15 protein-coding genes are annotated in these 16,030 nt (G+C 69.3%); 9 read left to right on the top strand and 6 right to left on the bottom strand.

Going from position 1 to position 16,030, the window contains the following annotated elements; all coding sequences use genetic code 11:
* Positions 1-4: 4 nt before the first annotated feature.
* Positions 5-406 (bottom strand): DUF3040 domain-containing protein, encoded by a 402-nt coding sequence (locus ACLQ3I_RS00540; protein ID WP_425791913.1) that lies wholly within the window; start codon positions 404-406, stop codon positions 5-7.
* A 160-nt stretch (positions 407-566) separates the two neighbouring features.
* The gene (locus ACLQ3I_RS00545; protein WP_425791911.1) at positions 567-1,040 is read right to left on the bottom strand and encodes an SAV_6107 family HEPN domain-containing protein; all 474 of its coding nucleotides are present in this window, start codon (positions 1,038-1,040) and stop codon (positions 567-569) included.
* A gap of 252 nt (positions 1,041-1,292) precedes the next feature.
* On the opposite strand from ACLQ3I_RS00545, the gene ACLQ3I_RS00550 reads away from it, so the two are divergent.
* From ACLQ3I_RS00550 to ACLQ3I_RS00560, 3 genes are all read left to right on the top strand, one after another.
* Positions 1,293-1,949, top strand: coding sequence for a GNAT family N-acetyltransferase (locus ACLQ3I_RS00550; protein ID WP_425791909.1), 657 nt, complete (start codon positions 1,293-1,295; stop codon positions 1,947-1,949).
* A gap of 19 nt (positions 1,950-1,968) precedes the next feature.
* Positions 1,969-3,582 carry a phytoene desaturase family protein gene (locus ACLQ3I_RS00555; RefSeq protein ID WP_425791907.1) on the top strand — a complete coding sequence of 538 codons (1,614 nt, stop codon included), beginning with the start codon at positions 1,969-1,971 and terminating at the stop codon, positions 3,580-3,582.
* A 99-nt stretch (positions 3,583-3,681) separates the two neighbouring features.
* Entirely contained in the window at positions 3,682-4,521 is an 840-nt protein-coding gene (locus ACLQ3I_RS00560; RefSeq protein WP_425799836.1) for an LppM family (lipo)protein, read from the top strand.
* A gap of 19 nt (positions 4,522-4,540) precedes the next feature.
* On the opposite strand, the gene metF is transcribed toward ACLQ3I_RS00560, so the two are convergent.
* Positions 4,541-5,497, bottom strand: coding sequence for a methylenetetrahydrofolate reductase [NAD(P)H] (gene metF / locus ACLQ3I_RS00565; protein ID WP_425799837.1), 957 nt, complete (start codon positions 5,495-5,497; stop codon positions 4,541-4,543).
* A gap of 82 nt (positions 5,498-5,579) precedes the next feature.
* On the opposite strand from metF, the gene ACLQ3I_RS00570 reads away from it, so the two are divergent.
* The 4 genes from ACLQ3I_RS00570 to ACLQ3I_RS00585 are packed head-to-tail and all read left to right on the top strand — an operon-like array spanning position 5,580 to position 10,863.
* Complete coding sequence (locus ACLQ3I_RS00570; protein ID WP_425799838.1) at positions 5,580-6,734, top strand: polyprenyl synthetase family protein; 1,155 nt, start codon at positions 5,580-5,582, stop codon at positions 6,732-6,734.
* Positions 6,735-6,741: 7 nt separating this feature from the next.
* Positions 6,742-8,325 (top strand): phytoene desaturase family protein, encoded by a 1,584-nt coding sequence (gene crtI, locus ACLQ3I_RS00575; RefSeq protein WP_425791899.1) that lies wholly within the window; start codon positions 6,742-6,744, stop codon positions 8,323-8,325.
* On the top strand, positions 8,322-9,878 hold the full coding sequence (locus ACLQ3I_RS00580) for an alpha-(1->6)-mannopyranosyltransferase A (RefSeq protein ID WP_425799839.1): 1,557 nt from the start codon (positions 8,322-8,324) through the stop codon (positions 9,876-9,878). Before crtI ends, ACLQ3I_RS00580 begins: the two co-directional genes overlap by 4 nt.
* The gene (locus ACLQ3I_RS00585) at positions 9,871-10,863 is read left to right on the top strand and encodes a phytoene/squalene synthase family protein (protein ID WP_425799840.1); all 993 of its coding nucleotides are present in this window, start codon (positions 9,871-9,873) and stop codon (positions 10,861-10,863) included. The genes ACLQ3I_RS00580 and ACLQ3I_RS00585 overlap by 8 nt, the downstream gene beginning before the upstream one ends.
* A 22-nt stretch (positions 10,864-10,885) precedes the next feature.
* Here ACLQ3I_RS00585 and ACLQ3I_RS00590 read toward each other — a convergent pair whose 3' ends face one another.
* On the bottom strand, positions 10,886-11,251 hold the full coding sequence (locus ACLQ3I_RS00590; RefSeq protein WP_425791893.1) for an Rv2175c family DNA-binding protein: 366 nt from the start codon (positions 11,249-11,251) through the stop codon (positions 10,886-10,888).
* Positions 11,252-11,395: 144 nt separating this feature from the next.
* On the opposite strand from ACLQ3I_RS00590, the gene ACLQ3I_RS00595 reads away from it, so the two are divergent.
* Positions 11,396-12,586, top strand: a complete 1,191-nt coding sequence (locus ACLQ3I_RS00595; RefSeq protein WP_425791891.1) for a protein kinase domain-containing protein — start codon at positions 11,396-11,398, stop codon at positions 12,584-12,586.
* A 27-nt stretch (positions 12,587-12,613) separates the two neighbouring features.
* On the opposite strand, the gene ACLQ3I_RS00600 is transcribed toward ACLQ3I_RS00595, so the two are convergent.
* Both ACLQ3I_RS00600 and ACLQ3I_RS00605 read right to left on the bottom strand, forming a co-directional pair.
* Positions 12,614-14,008 (bottom strand): class II 3-deoxy-7-phosphoheptulonate synthase, encoded by a 1,395-nt coding sequence (locus ACLQ3I_RS00600; protein ID WP_425792109.1) that lies wholly within the window; start codon positions 14,006-14,008, stop codon positions 12,614-12,616.
* 91 nt (positions 14,009-14,099) lie between these two features.
* On the bottom strand, positions 14,100-14,582 hold the full coding sequence (locus ACLQ3I_RS00605; protein ID WP_425799841.1) for a polyadenylate-specific 3'-exoribonuclease AS: 483 nt from the start codon (positions 14,580-14,582) through the stop codon (positions 14,100-14,102).
* A gap of 45 nt (positions 14,583-14,627) precedes the next feature.
* Between ACLQ3I_RS00605 and ACLQ3I_RS00610 the strand changes: the two genes are divergently transcribed.
* The gene (locus ACLQ3I_RS00610) at positions 14,628-15,980 is read left to right on the top strand and encodes a glycosyltransferase 87 family protein (RefSeq protein ID WP_425792108.1); all 1,353 of its coding nucleotides are present in this window, start codon (positions 14,628-14,630) and stop codon (positions 15,978-15,980) included.
* Positions 15,981-16,030: the final 50 nt, after the last annotated feature.

A 16,030-nucleotide genomic window follows, 5' to 3' on the forward strand; every position in this document is an offset into this window, starting at 1 on the left:
GAATCTACTCCTGCTCGAAGCGGCGGTTGAACCGCTCTTCCATGCGTTCGGAGAACTTTCGCTTGGGTCCGCCGCCGCGGGATTCCTTGGCACCGGGGCCTTGCTCACGGTCTGCCCCCGCTGATCGACTGCCGCCGCCCCAGAGGGCGAGCAACCCGGCCCCGAACATGACGAGAAAGCCGACGAGGCTGATGATCGGGAACCCGCCGACGCGCACCTCGACGATGAGTCCACCGACGAGGAGGACCAGACCCACAACGAAGATGGCAACCGCTTGCAGGCGGCGCCGGCCGCTGGACCGTCCGAGGCGACGACGCTTGACGCTCGACGCGAACTTCGGGTCTTCGGCATACAGAGCGCTTTCGATCTGTTCGAGCATCCGCTGCTCGTGCTCCGAAAGAGGCACCGACCCTCCTAACTCCCACTCCACCGACCCGACCGCATCGCCGTTGCCGGTCCTGCGCGATGTCGACGCCGTCTGCCGCCGTCTGCGGCTTCAATTTCCCATGATACGAGCAGAATCACCCGGCGACCACCATTACCCGAGGTTGGGTCGGATCATACCGTTACGCGGTCCGGTCCGAATGCGCGGCCTGGTGGGGCAACTTGCCTTGTTCGTACGAGATCAGCAACGCCTCGACGGCATTTAGCAGGTCGATGACCCTACGGCGCATCTGCTGGACCGCGCGATCATCGATCGAGCGGATCAGGCCGGCCTCGATGTCGAGACGTATCCGCGAGCGGGCGGCGAAGTAGGCGGCGTGGTCGTCGAGCTCCGGCACCACCACCGGAACCCGATTCCAGGCGCTACGGGAATGCCTGCGTCGGACCGGCCTGTTCGTCGGTTCGTGGATCTCCAGCGCCGCGCCTGCGGCACGCAACGCGGTGAGGTAGTACTGACGGAAGCGCTCTGCGGAGTCGTCGACGCCGTCGGCGTTGTCGAACAGGTTCTGGGCGCGGTCGAGCAGGTCACGGCTACGTCCCACCACGATCGGATCGATGTCCGTCGTGGACCCGGTCGTCGGAATCGAGTTGGGCATGTCCACCTCCCCGTGGTCAGTCGGCCGTCGTTGTATGCGGTGCGACTGCTGTATACAACGTCGGCCCGACAGCAAACGCTTCCCTCGTCGCCGTCGGGCCGACGCCCGATGTCGGCCGGGTGGACAGAACAGCTTGCGGAGGCTGATTCATCGAACACCCGTTCGACATATTCAATATAGCTAGCACCTCCGTCACCTTCAAGGCGACGGCCGACCCCGATGTCCATTGTTCGACGAGAGGACAGACGTTCGTTGACGATCCGCCTCGTTGATCTGACCGGCCAGGATTCCCGGATTTGGCTCGAACCCGCCCTCGACATCTACGTGACCGCGATGAACTACCCACGCGGTACCGAGATTCACCGGGCGGCGCTCTGGCGCGACCACATCACCCGGCCCGGCTGGCGTGCGGTCGGGGCGGTGGCGACGGTGCCGGCCACGGAGATCACCTCCCCGCAGATGGTGCGTCGGCGCTTGGCCCGGCCGGTGGCCCTCGCCGACGACGAACTCCTCGTCGGGATCGCCTACGGCTATCAGGGCGCACGCGACCAGTGGTGGAATCAGCAGCTCCGCATCGGCCTGCGCCAGGCGGGACATTCCGATCCCTCCGTCGATGCGATCACCCGCGACTACTTCGAGCTCACCGAACTGCACGTGCACCCGACGGCACAGGGACGCGGCATCGGACAGTGGCTCCTCGGCCGGTTGCTCGCCGGTCGGCCCGAGTGCCAGGTGTTGCTGTCGACCCCCGAGGCGCCTGCCGAGGACAACCGCGCCTGGTCCCTGTACCGGCGAATGGGATTCGTCGACATACTGCGCCATTTCACCTTCACGGGCGATCCGCGCCCGTTCGCATTTCTGGGACGGCCGCTTCCGCTGGGCCCCGACGACCCGGCCCGGGCACGATGACCGGGCGGAATCGCCGGGCGTGAGCCCCGCCGGCGATCGAACCCATCGGCCACTCGACGCGATCGTCGTCGGGGCGGGCCACAACGGCCTGGTCGCGGCGGCCTACCTGGCCCGTGCCGGGCGATCGGTGCGCGTCATCGAACGCGACCACGTCGCCGGTGGCGCGGTCTCCACGGTCGAGCGTTTCCCCGGCTATCGGGTCGATCGCGGGTCGTCGGCGCACCTGATGATCCGCCATTCCCCCATCCTCGACGAGCTGTCTCTCGCCGATCACGGACTGCGTTACGTCGACTGTGATCCCTGGGCGTTCGCCCCCTCGACCGATCGGACCGGGCCGATCATCTTCCGCACCGACCTCGACGCCACGTGCGAGTCGATCGAGCGTGCGGTCGGGTCGGACGACGCCGAGGCCTACCGACGATTCGTCGAGGTGTGGCGACCCCGGGCCAAGTCAGTCATGCGCGCGTTCTACGCCCCGGCGGGTCCGGGACGGTTCGCTGCGGCGTTCACCGGTCTCGCGAGCACCGCCGACTCCGCCCGGACGGGACTCATCGGACACCGGACCGGTGCGATGCTCTCCCTGACGCAGGAGCTGATGTCCTCCGGCGACACCCTGCTCGACCGGTGGTTCACCTCCGAGCCACTCAAGGCCGCGCTGGCCTGGTTCGGTGCGCAGTCCGGTCCATCGATGAGCGCACCCGGTACCGCCCCGATGGTCGGCTTCGCCGCGCTCCAACACGACATCCCGCCCGGCCGCGCCATCGGTGGCAGCGGGGCACTCACCGAGGCCCTTCTCGGCCGGCTCGGGAGCGACGGCGGCGAGGTGCTGCTGGGCCGCGCCGCCACCACGATCACCCGGTGCGGCGACCACTGGCAGGTCCGGACCGTGGACGGCGAAGGTCACTGCGCGCGAAAAGTGATCGCGGCCTGTCACATCGCCACCACCCTGGACCTGCTGACCGCAGGTGGATATCCCCACGAGACGGCCGACCGCTGGCGGTCGCAGATCGTCATCGGCGACGGCATCGGCATGGCCGTCCGGCTCGGCACCGACGCCCTCCCCGCCTACCGCGACCTGCCGTCGGACCTCCCGGCCCACGGCGTGCATTCGGCTCTCGGCCTGCTGGTTACCGATCGCGCGCAGCTCCGGCGAGCACACGCCGCGGCGTCGGTGGGCGACCTGCCCGAGCGACCCGCCTGCGTGGCGATGGGATATTCGGCGATCGACCCCACGCTCGCGCCACCCGGCAAGCATCTCGTCAACGTCTGGGCCCAGTGGCATCCCCATCGGCTCGCCGGTGGCCGGTCGTGGGCCGATGTCGCGCCGGATGCGGCCGCCGCGATCGGTGCGGAACTCGATCGCCATGCGCCCGGGTTCGGCGAACACGTCGAGCACACCCACATCCAGACCCCGGCCGACCTCGAACAGGAACTCGGCCTGCTGGGCGGCAACATCATGCACGTCGAGATGAGCATCGACCAGATGTTCTTCTGGCGCCCCCACCCCGATCTGTCCGGACACTCCGTTCCCGGCGCGAAAGGGATCCTGCTGGCCGGGGCGTCGACGCACCCCGGCGGCGGCGTGACGGGAGCGAGCGGCCGGATCTCCGCGCACCTGGCGCTTCGGCGGTGACACGTGCGAGTCGGCAACGGTTGCTCCGGCGCGTCTGGCACGATGAGCAACGTGCGCTCGTCATCTCGTAGGTCCGCGGTCCTGTTACTGGTGTCCCTGATGGCTGCCGCGCCCATGCTCACGGGCTGCCTGGAACGCTCGACCACCGTTGGTGACCGCTACTCCGGCACCATCGTGGTGGCGACCTCCCCGGACAATCCGCGTGGCGCACCCAAGCTCGACGTCCCGGAGTCGATGACGTCGAGCGTCACCCTCAGCGACTACTCCACTCGACCCGAGTCCGAGACGACCGCTGCGCCCGGAAGTTCCCCGACGCAGTCTCCCGCGAGCCCCGGCGCGAGCGCGGCTCCCGGCGCCACCGCCGACAAGGTCATCCCCCGCGTCGGCACCCGTGCGGTCTTCCACGATCTCACCGCCGGTCAGTTCAGCCAGCTCGGCGACATCGTGGCGGCCTCTTTCGGCGAGTCCGCGATGAGCATGGATCTGTCGGCGAAACGCAGTGGCGACGTCGTACGTTTCCGCGGCTCCGCCGACCTCACCGATCTGACCCCGAACCGCGACTTCGTCGAGCTCACGGTGACGTTCGGTGGACCGGTGAGCGCCACCAACGGCGATCAGATCAGCGACACCACCGTCACGTGGACGCCCGAGCCGCGTAAGCCGTCGGACTTCAGCGCCGACGCCACCTATCCGGATCCGGCGACGGCCGCCGTCAGCAGTTGGTCGTGGTTCTTCGCGCTGATCTGCCTGGCGACCGTCGCGATCGTGGGCTGGCTGGCCTATCTCAAGCGAGACCGCAGTCCCCGACCGGGCCGTCCACGGCGACTGGGACCGACGAACACGAAATCGTCGACGAAACCCGAGGCGACCGAGCAGACGTCGACGACACAACAGACGACGACGACACAACAGACGACGACGGGTTCCGGCAGTCGGTGATCGGCCAAGCGTCGGGACGTCAGCCGACGGTCGCGCCCAGCGCCGACGACGTGTCGACCCCGAGGCGCTCGAGGACCTCGCTGGTCGCCTTGGCGAAGTTCAGGCTGCAGAAGTGTATGCACGGCACGCCCTCGGCAACGAGGCGTTGTGCCATCTCGGTCGCGAAGTCGATCCCGACCGCACGCACCGCCGCACGGTCCTCCTCCGCGCCGTCACCGGCCGCGGCCGCGAACCGCTCCTGCACATCGGCCGGGATCACCGACCCCGACAGCTCGGCCATCCGCCGCGCACTCGCCAGCGACGTGATCGGCATGATCCCGGGAATGAGTGGCTTGGCGCCCTGCTCCGGATCCGCGCGGACCACCCGGTCCCGCAGCCGCAGGAAGTCGTCGGCGTCGAAGAACATCTGCGTGATGGAGTATTCGGCACCGGCGCGCAGCTTGTTCACCAGAGTGCGGGTGTCGTGCTCGAGCGTCGGCGCCCGGTGATGCCCTTCGGGGAACGACGCGACACCGACGTGGAAGTCGCCGAGCTGGTCGATCAGCCGAACCAGTTCCTCGGCGTAGGCGACCCCGTCCGGATGCCGGACCCAGTCGCCGAGCGGATTGCCCGGAGGGTCGCCGCGGAGCGCGAGGATGTTGGTGATGCCCTGGTCGGCATAGGCGCCGACGAGCGCCCGCAGCTCGTCGATGCTGTGGTTGACCGCGGTCAGATGGGCCACCGGTAGGAGTGTGGTCTGGGCGGCGAGCTCGCCGGTGATACGAACCGTCCGGTCGCGTGTGGAGCCGCCGGCGCCGTAGGTCATCGACACGAAGGCCGGACCCAGTCGCTCGAACGTGCGGACCGCGCGCCACAGCCTCGCCTCGGCCTCGGCGTCCTTGGGCGGGAAGAACTCCACCGAGAACGGGACGGGGCCGCGGTGAGGTGCCGACAGCCGGTCCACGATCGAGGGAGCCCGGGTGGGAGATGAGGTCACCCACACATAGTACGGATCACGGGTCGCGCCCTGCCGGGACCGGGCTCCACGGCGGCGACGTCGGCGGCACTAGCCTGGCAGGGTGACGTCCGCCCTGCCGATCCCGACCACACTCGACGCCGTGCCCGCCGCGGTCGAGTCGGCACTCGAGGTCTTCTTCGAGCGCGCGCTCCCGGTCGCTGCCGAGGTCGATCCGCAGGTGGGTGCGGCCGGCGAGGTGGTGCGGGACTTCGTCCTGCAGGGCGGGAAACGGGTGCGCCCCGTCTTCGCCTATGCCGGATGGCTCGCCGGCCTCACCTCGTCCGGACGCGACCTGCCGGCTGCCGGGCCGGACGTCCCCGCCGCGGACGATGCGCTCCGCGTCGCGGCCTCGCTCGAGCTCGTCCAGGCGTGCGCACTGATCCACGACGACATCATCGACCGATCCGACACCCGACGCGGCCGTGCCACCGTGCACCGGGTGTTCCAACGCCGCCACCTCGACGACGGCTGGGCCGGCGATGCCGCCCACCACGGGATGGCCGCCGCGATCCTGCTCGGCGACCTCGCCCTCGCCTGGGCCGACGACATGGTGCACGGTCATCACCCGGGCGATGCGACCGCGTCGGGAGAATCCGCGCCACGTCCACTGCCCGCGTCGGTCGGTCGGGTGTGGTCGTCGATGCGGACGGAGGTTCTCGGCGGCCAATACCTCGACATCGTCAACGAGGCGGCCGGCGACGAATCCGTCGGCGCCGCCTACCGCGTCATGCGGTTCAAGACCGCTGCCTACACGGTCGCCCGGCCGCTCGAACTCGGCGCCACCCTCGCGTCGGCGCCCGCATCGCTCATCGGTGATCTCCGTTCGATCGGCCACGATCTCGGTGTCGCCTTCCAGTTGCGCGACGATCTCCTGGGAGTCTTCGGCGACCCCGACCGCACGGGCAAACCATCCGGCGACGATCTGGTCGCCGGGAAGCGCACCGCGCTGCTCGCCGTCGGACTGGCACGGGCAGCCGAGCGCGATCCGGCCCTCGCCGCACGGCTCCGCGCCGCCATCGGCCGACCGCTGACCGCCGACGAGGTGCGTGCAGCCCGGTCGATCCTCACCGACGTGGGCGCGGTCGACGAGATCGAGTCGCAGATCTCCGGTCTGCTCACCAGCGCCCTGGCCACCCTGGAGGCGGCCGACATGTCCGAACCGGTCCGCACCGAGCTGGGCTCCTTCGCCCATCGCATCGCCCACCGCACAGCGTGACCACGACGTGACCACGACGACGGCACGGCACGGCGCCCGGGTGGTGATCATCGGTGCCGGGTTGTCGGGCCTCTCGGCGGCTTTGCGCCTCACCGGACTGGGGCACCGGGTCACCGTCGTCGATGCCGCGCCCACCGCAGGCGGACTGGTCCGCACCGAACCGCTCGCGATCGACGCCGCAGACCTGGACCTGACTACCGAAACCGTCGGATTTGACACGGGCGCAACAGTTCTCACGATGCCATCGCTGATCGACGACGCGCTCGGCGCGGTCGGCATCCCGGCCGCCGAGTCCCGCCGCCGACTCGCCCTGATCGACGTCGACCCGTCCTACGCCGCTCGATTCGCCGACGGCACACACCTCGACGTCCCGCGCGGCGCCGACAGGTTGGCCGCCGCCGCGACCTCGACGTTCGGCCCGGACGCGGGTGCCGGGGTGCGTGCACTCACGAGCTGGCTCGCCCGGCTCCACGACGTCGAGTTCGACACCTTCATCGATCACAACCTCAGTTCACTCTCCGACCTGCGTGACCGCCGAATCCTCTCCCGCGCCGCAGATCTGGTGGCGATGGGTGCGACCCGGCGGCTCACCCCGGCCGTCGCGCGGCACGTCACCGACGAACGCCTGCAGCGCGTGTTCACCTTTCAGGCCCTCTACGCCGGGGTGCCGCCACAGCATGCGGCGGCGATCTACGGCGTGATCGCACACATGGACATCGGACTGGGCGTCTACTACCCGACCGGCGGGATGGGTCGCGTCGGCGCAGTCCTGGCCGATGCGCTGCGCGAGGCCGGGGGAACCGTCGAACTGTCCACCCGTGCGACGGCCCTGTGTCGCGACGGCGCACGGGTCACGGGTGTCCGCCTGGACTCCGGCAACACCCTGCCCGCCGACGCGGTGGTGGCTGCCGTCCCGATCGGCGAGGTCGCTCGGCTCCTCGGCGCCCCGATGCCGCGCGGACCCCGATGGCGCCGTATCCGTCACTCGCCGAGTGCCGTCGTGATCCATGGTCTCGCCCCGCGTTCGGTGACCGCGAACTGGCCGGGTCACCACCACACCCTCGACTTCGGGGCCGCGTGGCAGGAGACCTTCGTCGACCTGACCCGCGCGCCGGGGCGTCTCATGCGCGACCCCTCGTTCCTGGTGACACGTCCCGCGGTGTCGGACCCGAGCCAGACCGGTCCGATGGAGCCCGTCTCGGTGCTGGCCCCCTGCCCCAACCTGACCACCGCCGACCTGCCATGGGACGTCCTCGCCGACGCCTACGTCGACGAGTGCCTGCAGACACTCGCACGCCGCGGCTACCGGGGCATCGACACGGCGCTGCGGGTACTGCGCGTCGACGACCCGGCCACCTGGGCGGCCGCGGGACTGCCGGCCGGGACGCCGTTCGGCGCCGCCCACACCGTTCGGCAGACCGGGCCGTTGCGGACCCCGAACCGGTGGCCGGGCAGCACCAATCTGATCCTGGCGGGTGCGGCGACAGTGCCGGGGGTGGGCATCCCGCCGGTCCTGGTGTCCGGCAGGCTCGCCGCCGAGCGCGTCGTCTCGGCTCTCGGTACGTCGTCGCGCCGTAGGATCAGGCCGTGACCGCGACCCGCGACGACACCCCGCGATCCCGTCGGAGCCGCGCGGTCCGCGAAGCAGGATTCGCGGACCTGGTGGTGGGCTTCGTCGGTTCCGTGCTCGTGTGCATCGGCAGCTTCGGCGTCGGTGACATCGCGCGGAACAGCACCGTCGCCCAGGATCTCGGTCTCTCGGCGATCGCGTACGGACACGGCAAGACGTTGTTCGGCAGCATTTTCTGGCTCGGCGTCGCCACCATGGTGATCGCATGGGTACGGCTCGGACGGCGGCTCGCCTCCGACCGATCGGCGCTGTCGGTGCGCACCTTCCGCTGGGGCATCGTGGGCTGGGCCGCCCCGCTCGCAGTGGCCGTTCCCGTCTACAGCCGCGATGTCTACGCCTACCTCGGTCAGGGGGCGTTGTTCCGGGCGGGATTCGATCCCTATGCGGACGGACCCGCCCACCTTCCCGGACCGCTCCTCGACAGCATGGCGCAGGTGTGGGCGACCACCACCGCGCCCTACGGTCCGCTCTTCGTCGGGCTCACCCGGCTGGTCACCGAGATCACCGGCGACCACGTCATTCTCGGCGTCTACGCGATCCGCCTGATCCTGTTGCCCGGGCTCCTGTTGGCGCTCTGGGCCATTCCGCGGCTGGCCGATCATTTCGGCGCATCACCGCAGACCGGTCTGTGGCTGGCACTCGCCAACCCGATGGTCCTCATCCACCTGGTGGCAGGCAGCCACGTCGAGTTGCTGATGATGGGCGTCCTCGTCGCCGGTGTCGCCCTGGTGGTGACCGGGCGACACGTCCCCGGTCTGGTCGTGCTCGGGCTGGCGGTGTCCATCAAGGTCACCGCCGGCATCGCGATCCCGTTCGTGGTGTGGATCTGGTTGTCACACATCCGCGACCGGCGCAGTGTCGAGCCGGTCGACGTGGCCCGCGTGTTCGCCTCGGTGGTCGCCGTCACCGTCGCGGTGTTCGCGGTCTCCACCGCCGTACTCGGGCTCGGACTGGGCTGGCTGACCGGTCTCGGCTGGGCCGATCGCATCATCAACTGGTTCACCCTGCCCACCCTCGCGGGGCACATCGTCACGCTGGTCGCCGCCCCGTTCACGGCGTTGAATCTGCAACCGGTCCTCGGGGTCACACGTGCGGTGGGGATGGTGGTACTCGCAATCATCCTGGTGGGTCTGTGGTGGTCGCACCGTCGCGACGAACGCAGCGCCATGGCAGGCATGGTGTGGGCGATGCTCGCGGTCCTGCTCCTCGAACCCTCCACGCTCCCCTGGTATTACACCTGGGTCCTGTGTCTCGCGGTGGCATTCACCCTGCCCCGCGGGGTGCGGGCGATCGTCGTCGGCGTGTCCACCTTCATGCTGATCGTGTTCCAGCCCGACGACTCGATCCTGTTCTACAAACTCCCGGAGGTGCTCCTGGCGACGGCGCTGTCCCTCCTCGCGGCCATCTCGCTCACCCGGCAGGATCCGCTGCGCCTGCGGCGGGCTGTCGAATGGTTCCGAGGCGGCCCCGACGTCGCGGACGAGTCCGACCGACCGACGACTCCCGGTGCGTGAGAGCATGCTTTGCGATACCGACGAGACGGATATCGTCCGGCTCGGCTACCGGCGGGCACGGGCGCTGACCGCCGAACACGGCCGGACGTACTTTGCCGCGTCGTGCCTCCTCCCCCCGCGGCAACGTCGCGGGGTATGGGCGCTCTACGGATTCGCCCGGATCGTCGACGACGTCGTCGACGATCCGCCCGCCGCGCCTGTGCCGCCCGACAAGACCGCCCAGATCGACCGGATCGAGGAGGCGCTGCACAGTGTGCTGCATCCCGAGCCCGACGGGACACCGGGTGCGGGGCTCGACCATCGACCCGGCCGCCACGAGCCGGGTGACCCCCAGATCGAGCCGATCCTGGCCGCGGTGCGCGACACCGTCGTGCAGTTCGACATCCCCACTGCCACCTTCGACGCGTTCCTGCGGTCGATGCGGATGGACGTGCCGGGCACCGCCGAATTCCGGGACCGCTATCGGACCTGGGCCGAACTCGCCGAGTACACCTACGGATCCGCGGCCGTCATCGGTCTGCAGATGATCCCGCTGCTCGGGGTGCGAGCAGCAGGTGACGACGTCGCCGACGGCGCCGCGACGCTGGGCGAGGCGTTCCAGTTGACGAACTTCTTGCGGGACATCGCCGAGGATCTCGACCGCGACCGGATCTACCTGCCCACCGACGAACTCACGGCGTTCGGGGTGGACGAGGACCACCTCCGTCGGTGTCGTGCGGAACGGGTCACCAGCCCGCATCTCCGACGGGCGCTCGCCCACATGATCGCGGTCAACCGGGACCAGTACCGACGAGCCTGGCCGTCGATCACGGCGCTGCCCAACAGATCTCGCCGATCGATTGCAGCCGCGGCGGCCATGTACCACGGCATCCTCCGCGAGATCGAACAGGCCGACCACGACGTCATGGATCATCGCGTGGTGGTCGGCGGCCGACGACGGGCCGTGCTGGCCGCACACGCGATCTCCGGTGGCCGCCCCTGGTGAGACGGCCGGGCAGACCGACCCGTCAGAACGCCTGGGCCTGAGCCCGACGAATGACCTCGCGAGCCGAATCCGTGTGCAGCGCATCGGCCGGGCACATACCGAGATCGTCCTGGACGGCGAACAGCCACTCCATCACCTCGTCGCGGGTGTAGCCGCCGTCGAAGAGGACCTCCACGAGTCCGGTGAAATGCTTGACGATCCCGAGGTCGTCGAAGAACACCGCCGGAATCGCCGGCTGTCCCTCGCGTGACACCGCGAGCAGTTGATGGTCCTGGATCAGGGTGCGCACACGGCTGGCCGACACTCCCAGCCGGCGGGCCGCGTCGCCGATCGTCAGCGTGTCGAGATCGGACGTGAGACTGTCTTCGGACAGCGGTAGTGAACCCACGTCGCCGAGCCTACCGGCTGGGGATTCGTCGCCCAACGATGCCGCCCCCGATTCGTGGCGGGAGACACCGGGCACCGGGCCTGCGCTGATCCGGGTCCGAGTCGATACACCGCCCGCGCGACGTCGACCGGTAGATTCGGCCACGTGAAACCTCCCGCCGACTCACTCCTGGGCGCGTCCCTCGAGGACCGCTACCGGATCGACGCGCCGATCGCGCGCGGCGGGATGTCGGCGGTCTACCTCGGGGTGGACCTGCGTCTGGGTCGGTCGGTGGCGATCAAGGTGATGGATTCCCGCTACAGCGGTGATCCACAGTTCCTGCGCCGGTTCGAGTTCGAGGCGCGGGCCGTCGCCGGATTGAAACACCCCGGGCTCGTGGCCGTGTACGACCAGGGCATCGACGACGGGATCGCCTTCCTCGTGATGGAACTCGTCGAAGGTGGCAGTCTTCGGGAACTGCTGCGCGAACGCGGTCCGATGCCGCCCCACGCGGTCAGCGCGGTGGCCGACCCGGTACTCGGTGGGCTCGGTACCGCCCATGCCGCCGGACTCGTCCACCGCGACGTCAAGCCGGAGAACGTGCTCATCTCTGACGCCGGCGAGGTGAAGGTCGCCGATTTCGGGCTGGTCCGCGCAGTCGCCGAGGCGGGCGTCACCTCCGCCAGTGTCATCCTGGGCACGGCGGCCTACCTGTCCCCCGAGCAGGTCGAGGCCGGTGACGCCGACGCCCGTAGCGACGTCTACTCGATGGGCGTCATGATGTTCGAATTGCTCACCGGCCGAACGCCTTTCCGTGGTGACACGCCGCTTGCACTGGCCTACCAGCGGCTCAGCTATGACGTGCCCGCACCGGGCGACGTGGTGGACGGTGTACCGGAGGAGTTCGACGAGATCGTGCTGCGCGCAACCGAGCGCGATCCCGCCGAGCGCTATGCGGACGGGTACGACATGCGTCGGGCACTGCTGGCCGCCGCCGACGAACTGGACCTGCCGTCCTTCACGGTCCCCGCCCCGCGCCGGTCGGCCGAACGCGACACCATGGCACGGTTCCGGGCCGATCGCGCCCAACCGCAGGCCCCGGCTGCCCCGGTCCCCAACCCCACCAGGGTGCAGTCGGGGCCCACGACCTCACCTCCGGTCGCCGCGCCGCCGCCGCGACCCGTGCGCGACCCCACGGCGGCGAGGATGACGCGCCTGGAGTCCAGATTCGACGAGCGGCCGGAACCGGACGACAACGGACCGGTGCGGGCGCTCATCTGGACCACCCTCGTGCTGCTGCTCGCCGTCGCGATCGGCGCCGTCGGCTGGTGGGTGGGACAGACCTATCTCAGCTGAGCACGCCGATCGATCCCGCGGCGACCGTCAGCCGCGCAGCATCTCCGCGACGAGGAACGCGAGCTCCAACGACTGCTGGGTGTTCAGGCGGGGATCGCAGGCCGTCTCGTATCGTCCGGCGAGGTCGAGATCGGAGATGTCCTGTGCGCCACCGAGACATTCGGTGACGTCTTCGCCGGTGAGCTCGATGTGCACACCACCGGGATGGGTACCCAACGCGTGGTGCACCTCGAAGAAGCCCTGCACCTCATCGACGATGCGATCGAAGTGCCGCGTCTTGTAGCCGGTCGAGGCCTCGTGGGTGTTGCCGTGCATCGGGTCGGACTGCCAGACGACCTTGTGCCCGGTCGCCTCGACCGCGGACACGATGGCGGGCAGGACCTCCCGCACCTTGTTGTTCCCCATCCGGGCCACCAGGGTGAGCCGTCCCGGGCGGTTGTGCGGGTCGAGTCGTTCGACGTATTCGACGGCCTGCGCGGGCGTCGTGGTCGGACCGATCTTGACGCCGATCGGGTTGTCGATCAGTTCGGCGAAGGCGATGTGTGCGCCGTCGAGCTGCCGGGTCCGCTCGCCGATCCAGAGGAAATGCGCGGAGAGGTCATAGAGCACCTTGTCGTCGGTGCCGGTTGGATCGTCGGCCAGACGCAGCATCGCGCGCTCGTAGTCGATGACGAGTGCCTCGTGGGAGGCGAAGATGGACGCCGATTCCAGATTGGTGTCGGTCACGCCGCAGGCGTCCATGAACCGCAGGCCGCGGTCGATCTCGGAGGCGAGCGCCTCGTAGCGAGCCCCCGCAGGCGAGGTCCGCACGAACTCCCGGTTCCAGAGGTGCACACGTCGCAGGTCCGCCTCCGAACCCGTCAGCGCGCGAACGAGATTCATCGCAGCGGCGGCGTTGGCGTACGCGCGGACCAGCCGCGACGGGTCATGCCTGCGCGTGGTCTCGTCGGCCGGGAACCCGTTGACCATGTCGCCGCGATACGACGGCAGGCCGAGCGCATCGGTGTCCGACGACCGCGGCTTGGCATACTGGCCGGCGATCCGGGCCACCTTGACCACCGGCATGCTGGCGCCATAGGTGAGTACCACCGCCATCTGCAGCAGCGTGCGGATGTTGCCCTTGATGTGCGGCTCGGTGTTGTCGACGAAGGTCTCCGCGCAGTCGCCACCCTGGAGCAGGAAGGCGCGCCCCTCGGCGACGTCGGCGAGCTGCGCACGGAGATCCCGGACCTCGGCGGGCATGCAGATCGGCGGCACGCTCTCGAGGACGGTGCGCATCTTGCGCGCCTCTTCGGCGGGCCAGCTCGGCTGCTGCAGCGCCGGACGCGCCATCGCATCGTCGAACCGGTTCTGCAGGTCGCCGGGCAGCGGCGGCAGCTCCGGGAGTTCTGCGATCGGAACGTCTACGGTCCAGTTCGTCACCACGGCTACAGGGTAGTTGAGCCGGTCGCGTACCAGGTGGGCGGGGAGCCCGGCGCGCGACGAGGCTCCGGACCGGCAGATGCGTCTCCGATCAGGGTCGCGACTTCTCGATGACCTGCCAACGACGCCAGTTGTGTCGGGCATCGGTGAGCGCATCGTGGGCGTCTCGCGGCGACGGCGGGAGCGCTGGTTTGCCCGCGGCCTCCCAGTGCTGTCGCAGCTCCCGGGTGAAGCGCGGCATCTCGCGCGGGAGCGCGGTCATCGGGCCCCACAGCTGGCACAGCACCACATGGTCGTAGGCGCCGACCCACGCCCACAATTCGACGTCGTCACCCTCGGCCGTCAGGAACGCGAACAGCTCGTCGCGGATCTGCCGACGGCTGCGCCAATAGGGTGACGCCGGGGACGGTAGCTTGGGCAATACGTTGGTCCGAACCCAGTCACCGGCCCGGCCCGGGTCGAACTCGGTGGACACCGCGTAGAATTCACGTCCGTCCTCGGCGACGACACCGATCGAGATGAGCTCGATCGTGGTGCCGTCCTCGATAAACTCCGAGTCGTAGAAGAACCGCATACCCCCCAGTATTCACACCACGTGGAGCAGAGAACCGCCGAGACCATGACTTATCTGTCCGCGGCCGACACCAGGCTGCATCGATGGGCGCCGTCGAACGGTGCACGCACCGCGATCGCCGTGGTGTTTCTGGCGTCGGTCACCCTGCAGATCGTCGGTATCCCCTTCACGTCGAGTTTCGGGACCCGCACGCGCATCGACCTGGACGTCTACCGTCTGGGTGGGCAGATCTGGCAACACGGCCAAAGCCTGTACGCAGACGGGTCCATGCCCTTCACAAGCGACGGAATCTGGTTGCCGTTCACCTATCCTCCGTTCGCCGCACTCGGCTTCATGCCCCTCGGCGCGATCAAGCTCGGTCTGGCCGGGCTGCTGATCTCGGTGATCACGGTCGCCCTGACGGTGGTGATCCTGCAGATCGTGCTGAGGATGCTCTCGGTGGGCAACCCGGAGAACCGATGGTGGACCGCGCTGTTGCTCGCTGCCGGAGTCGTCTGGCTCAACCCGTTGTGGATGACCCTCGGCTTCGGTCAGATCAACATCATCCTGATGGCGATGATCATCGTCGACATCTTTGTCGTCGGTCGGGGCCGTGCCGCCGCCACCGGACCGTTCCGCGGAATCCTGACCGGTCTGGCATCCGCGATCAAGTTGACCCCGCTGGTCTTCGTCGCCGTCTACCTGCTGACGCGGCAATGGCGCGCGGCGCTCGTCACGGTCGGCACCTTCGTCGGCGCCGGCGCGCTCGCATGGATCTGGCTGCCCGCGGACTCACACGGCTACTGGACGCACACGCTCTTCCACACCGCCCGCATCGGCGACCCCGCAGGCCGGATCAACCAGAACCTCAACGCGATGTGGATTCGCCTCATCCCACAATCGGAGTCGGCCGAGCAGTTGATGTGGGTCGCCAGTTCGCTCGTGGTGACCGTCCTCGCGCTCGTCGCCGCACGATCATGCCGGCCGATCGCGGCCTTCGGGGCATTCCGGCGTCCCGACGGCGGCGACCCCTCGGCACGGGTCGCGGCCGTCCTGACGGTCTCGGTGGTCGCGCTCTGGGGCCTACTCGTGTCGCCGACCTCCTGGGCCCACCACTGGGTGTGGGCGATCCCGACCATCCTGACCGCCACCGTGGTGGCCGCGCGCGACACCGATCGACGCGTGCGGGTCGGCTACGGCTCGGTGGCCGTGACCGGAGTGGTGATCTTCGCGCTCGGCCCGTTCCAGTTCTTGTCGCCCGCGGTCCGCCAGTGGTCGATCATCGACCACCTGATCGGGAATTCCTACACGCTCTGGGGGCTGGCCGTCCTGATCGTCGTGTGGCTGCTCCCGCCGCAGATCACCGGCGAGGGCACCACGCGCGCGCATCCCCAACTCGCCGACGCACACGTTCGCTGAACCGGCGGGGTGCCGGGCCACCGGCGCGGATGCGACGACGGTGTAGTCGT

The sequence above is a fragment of the Gordonia sp. DT101 genome (assembly GCF_049844895.1).
Lineage (GTDB): Bacteria > Actinomycetota > Actinomycetes > Mycobacteriales > Mycobacteriaceae > Gordonia.

Bases quoted from the DNA above. Each gene is read 5' to 3' on its own strand.
- ACLQ3I_RS00605 (WP_425799841.1), bottom strand. From the start codon at position 14,582: ATGCGGTTCTTCTACGACTCGGAGTTTATCGAGGACGGCACCACGATC.
- ACLQ3I_RS00560 (WP_425799836.1), top strand. From the start codon at position 3,682: ATGGCTGCCGCGCCCATGCTCACGGGCTGCCTGGAACGCTCGACCACC.
- ACLQ3I_RS00610 (WP_425792108.1), top strand. From the start codon at position 14,628: ATGACTTATCTGTCCGCGGCCGACACCAGGCTGCATCGATGGGCGCCG.
- ACLQ3I_RS00545 (WP_425791911.1), bottom strand. From the start codon at position 1,040: ATGCCCAACTCGATTCCGACGACCGGGTCCACGACGGACATCGATCCG.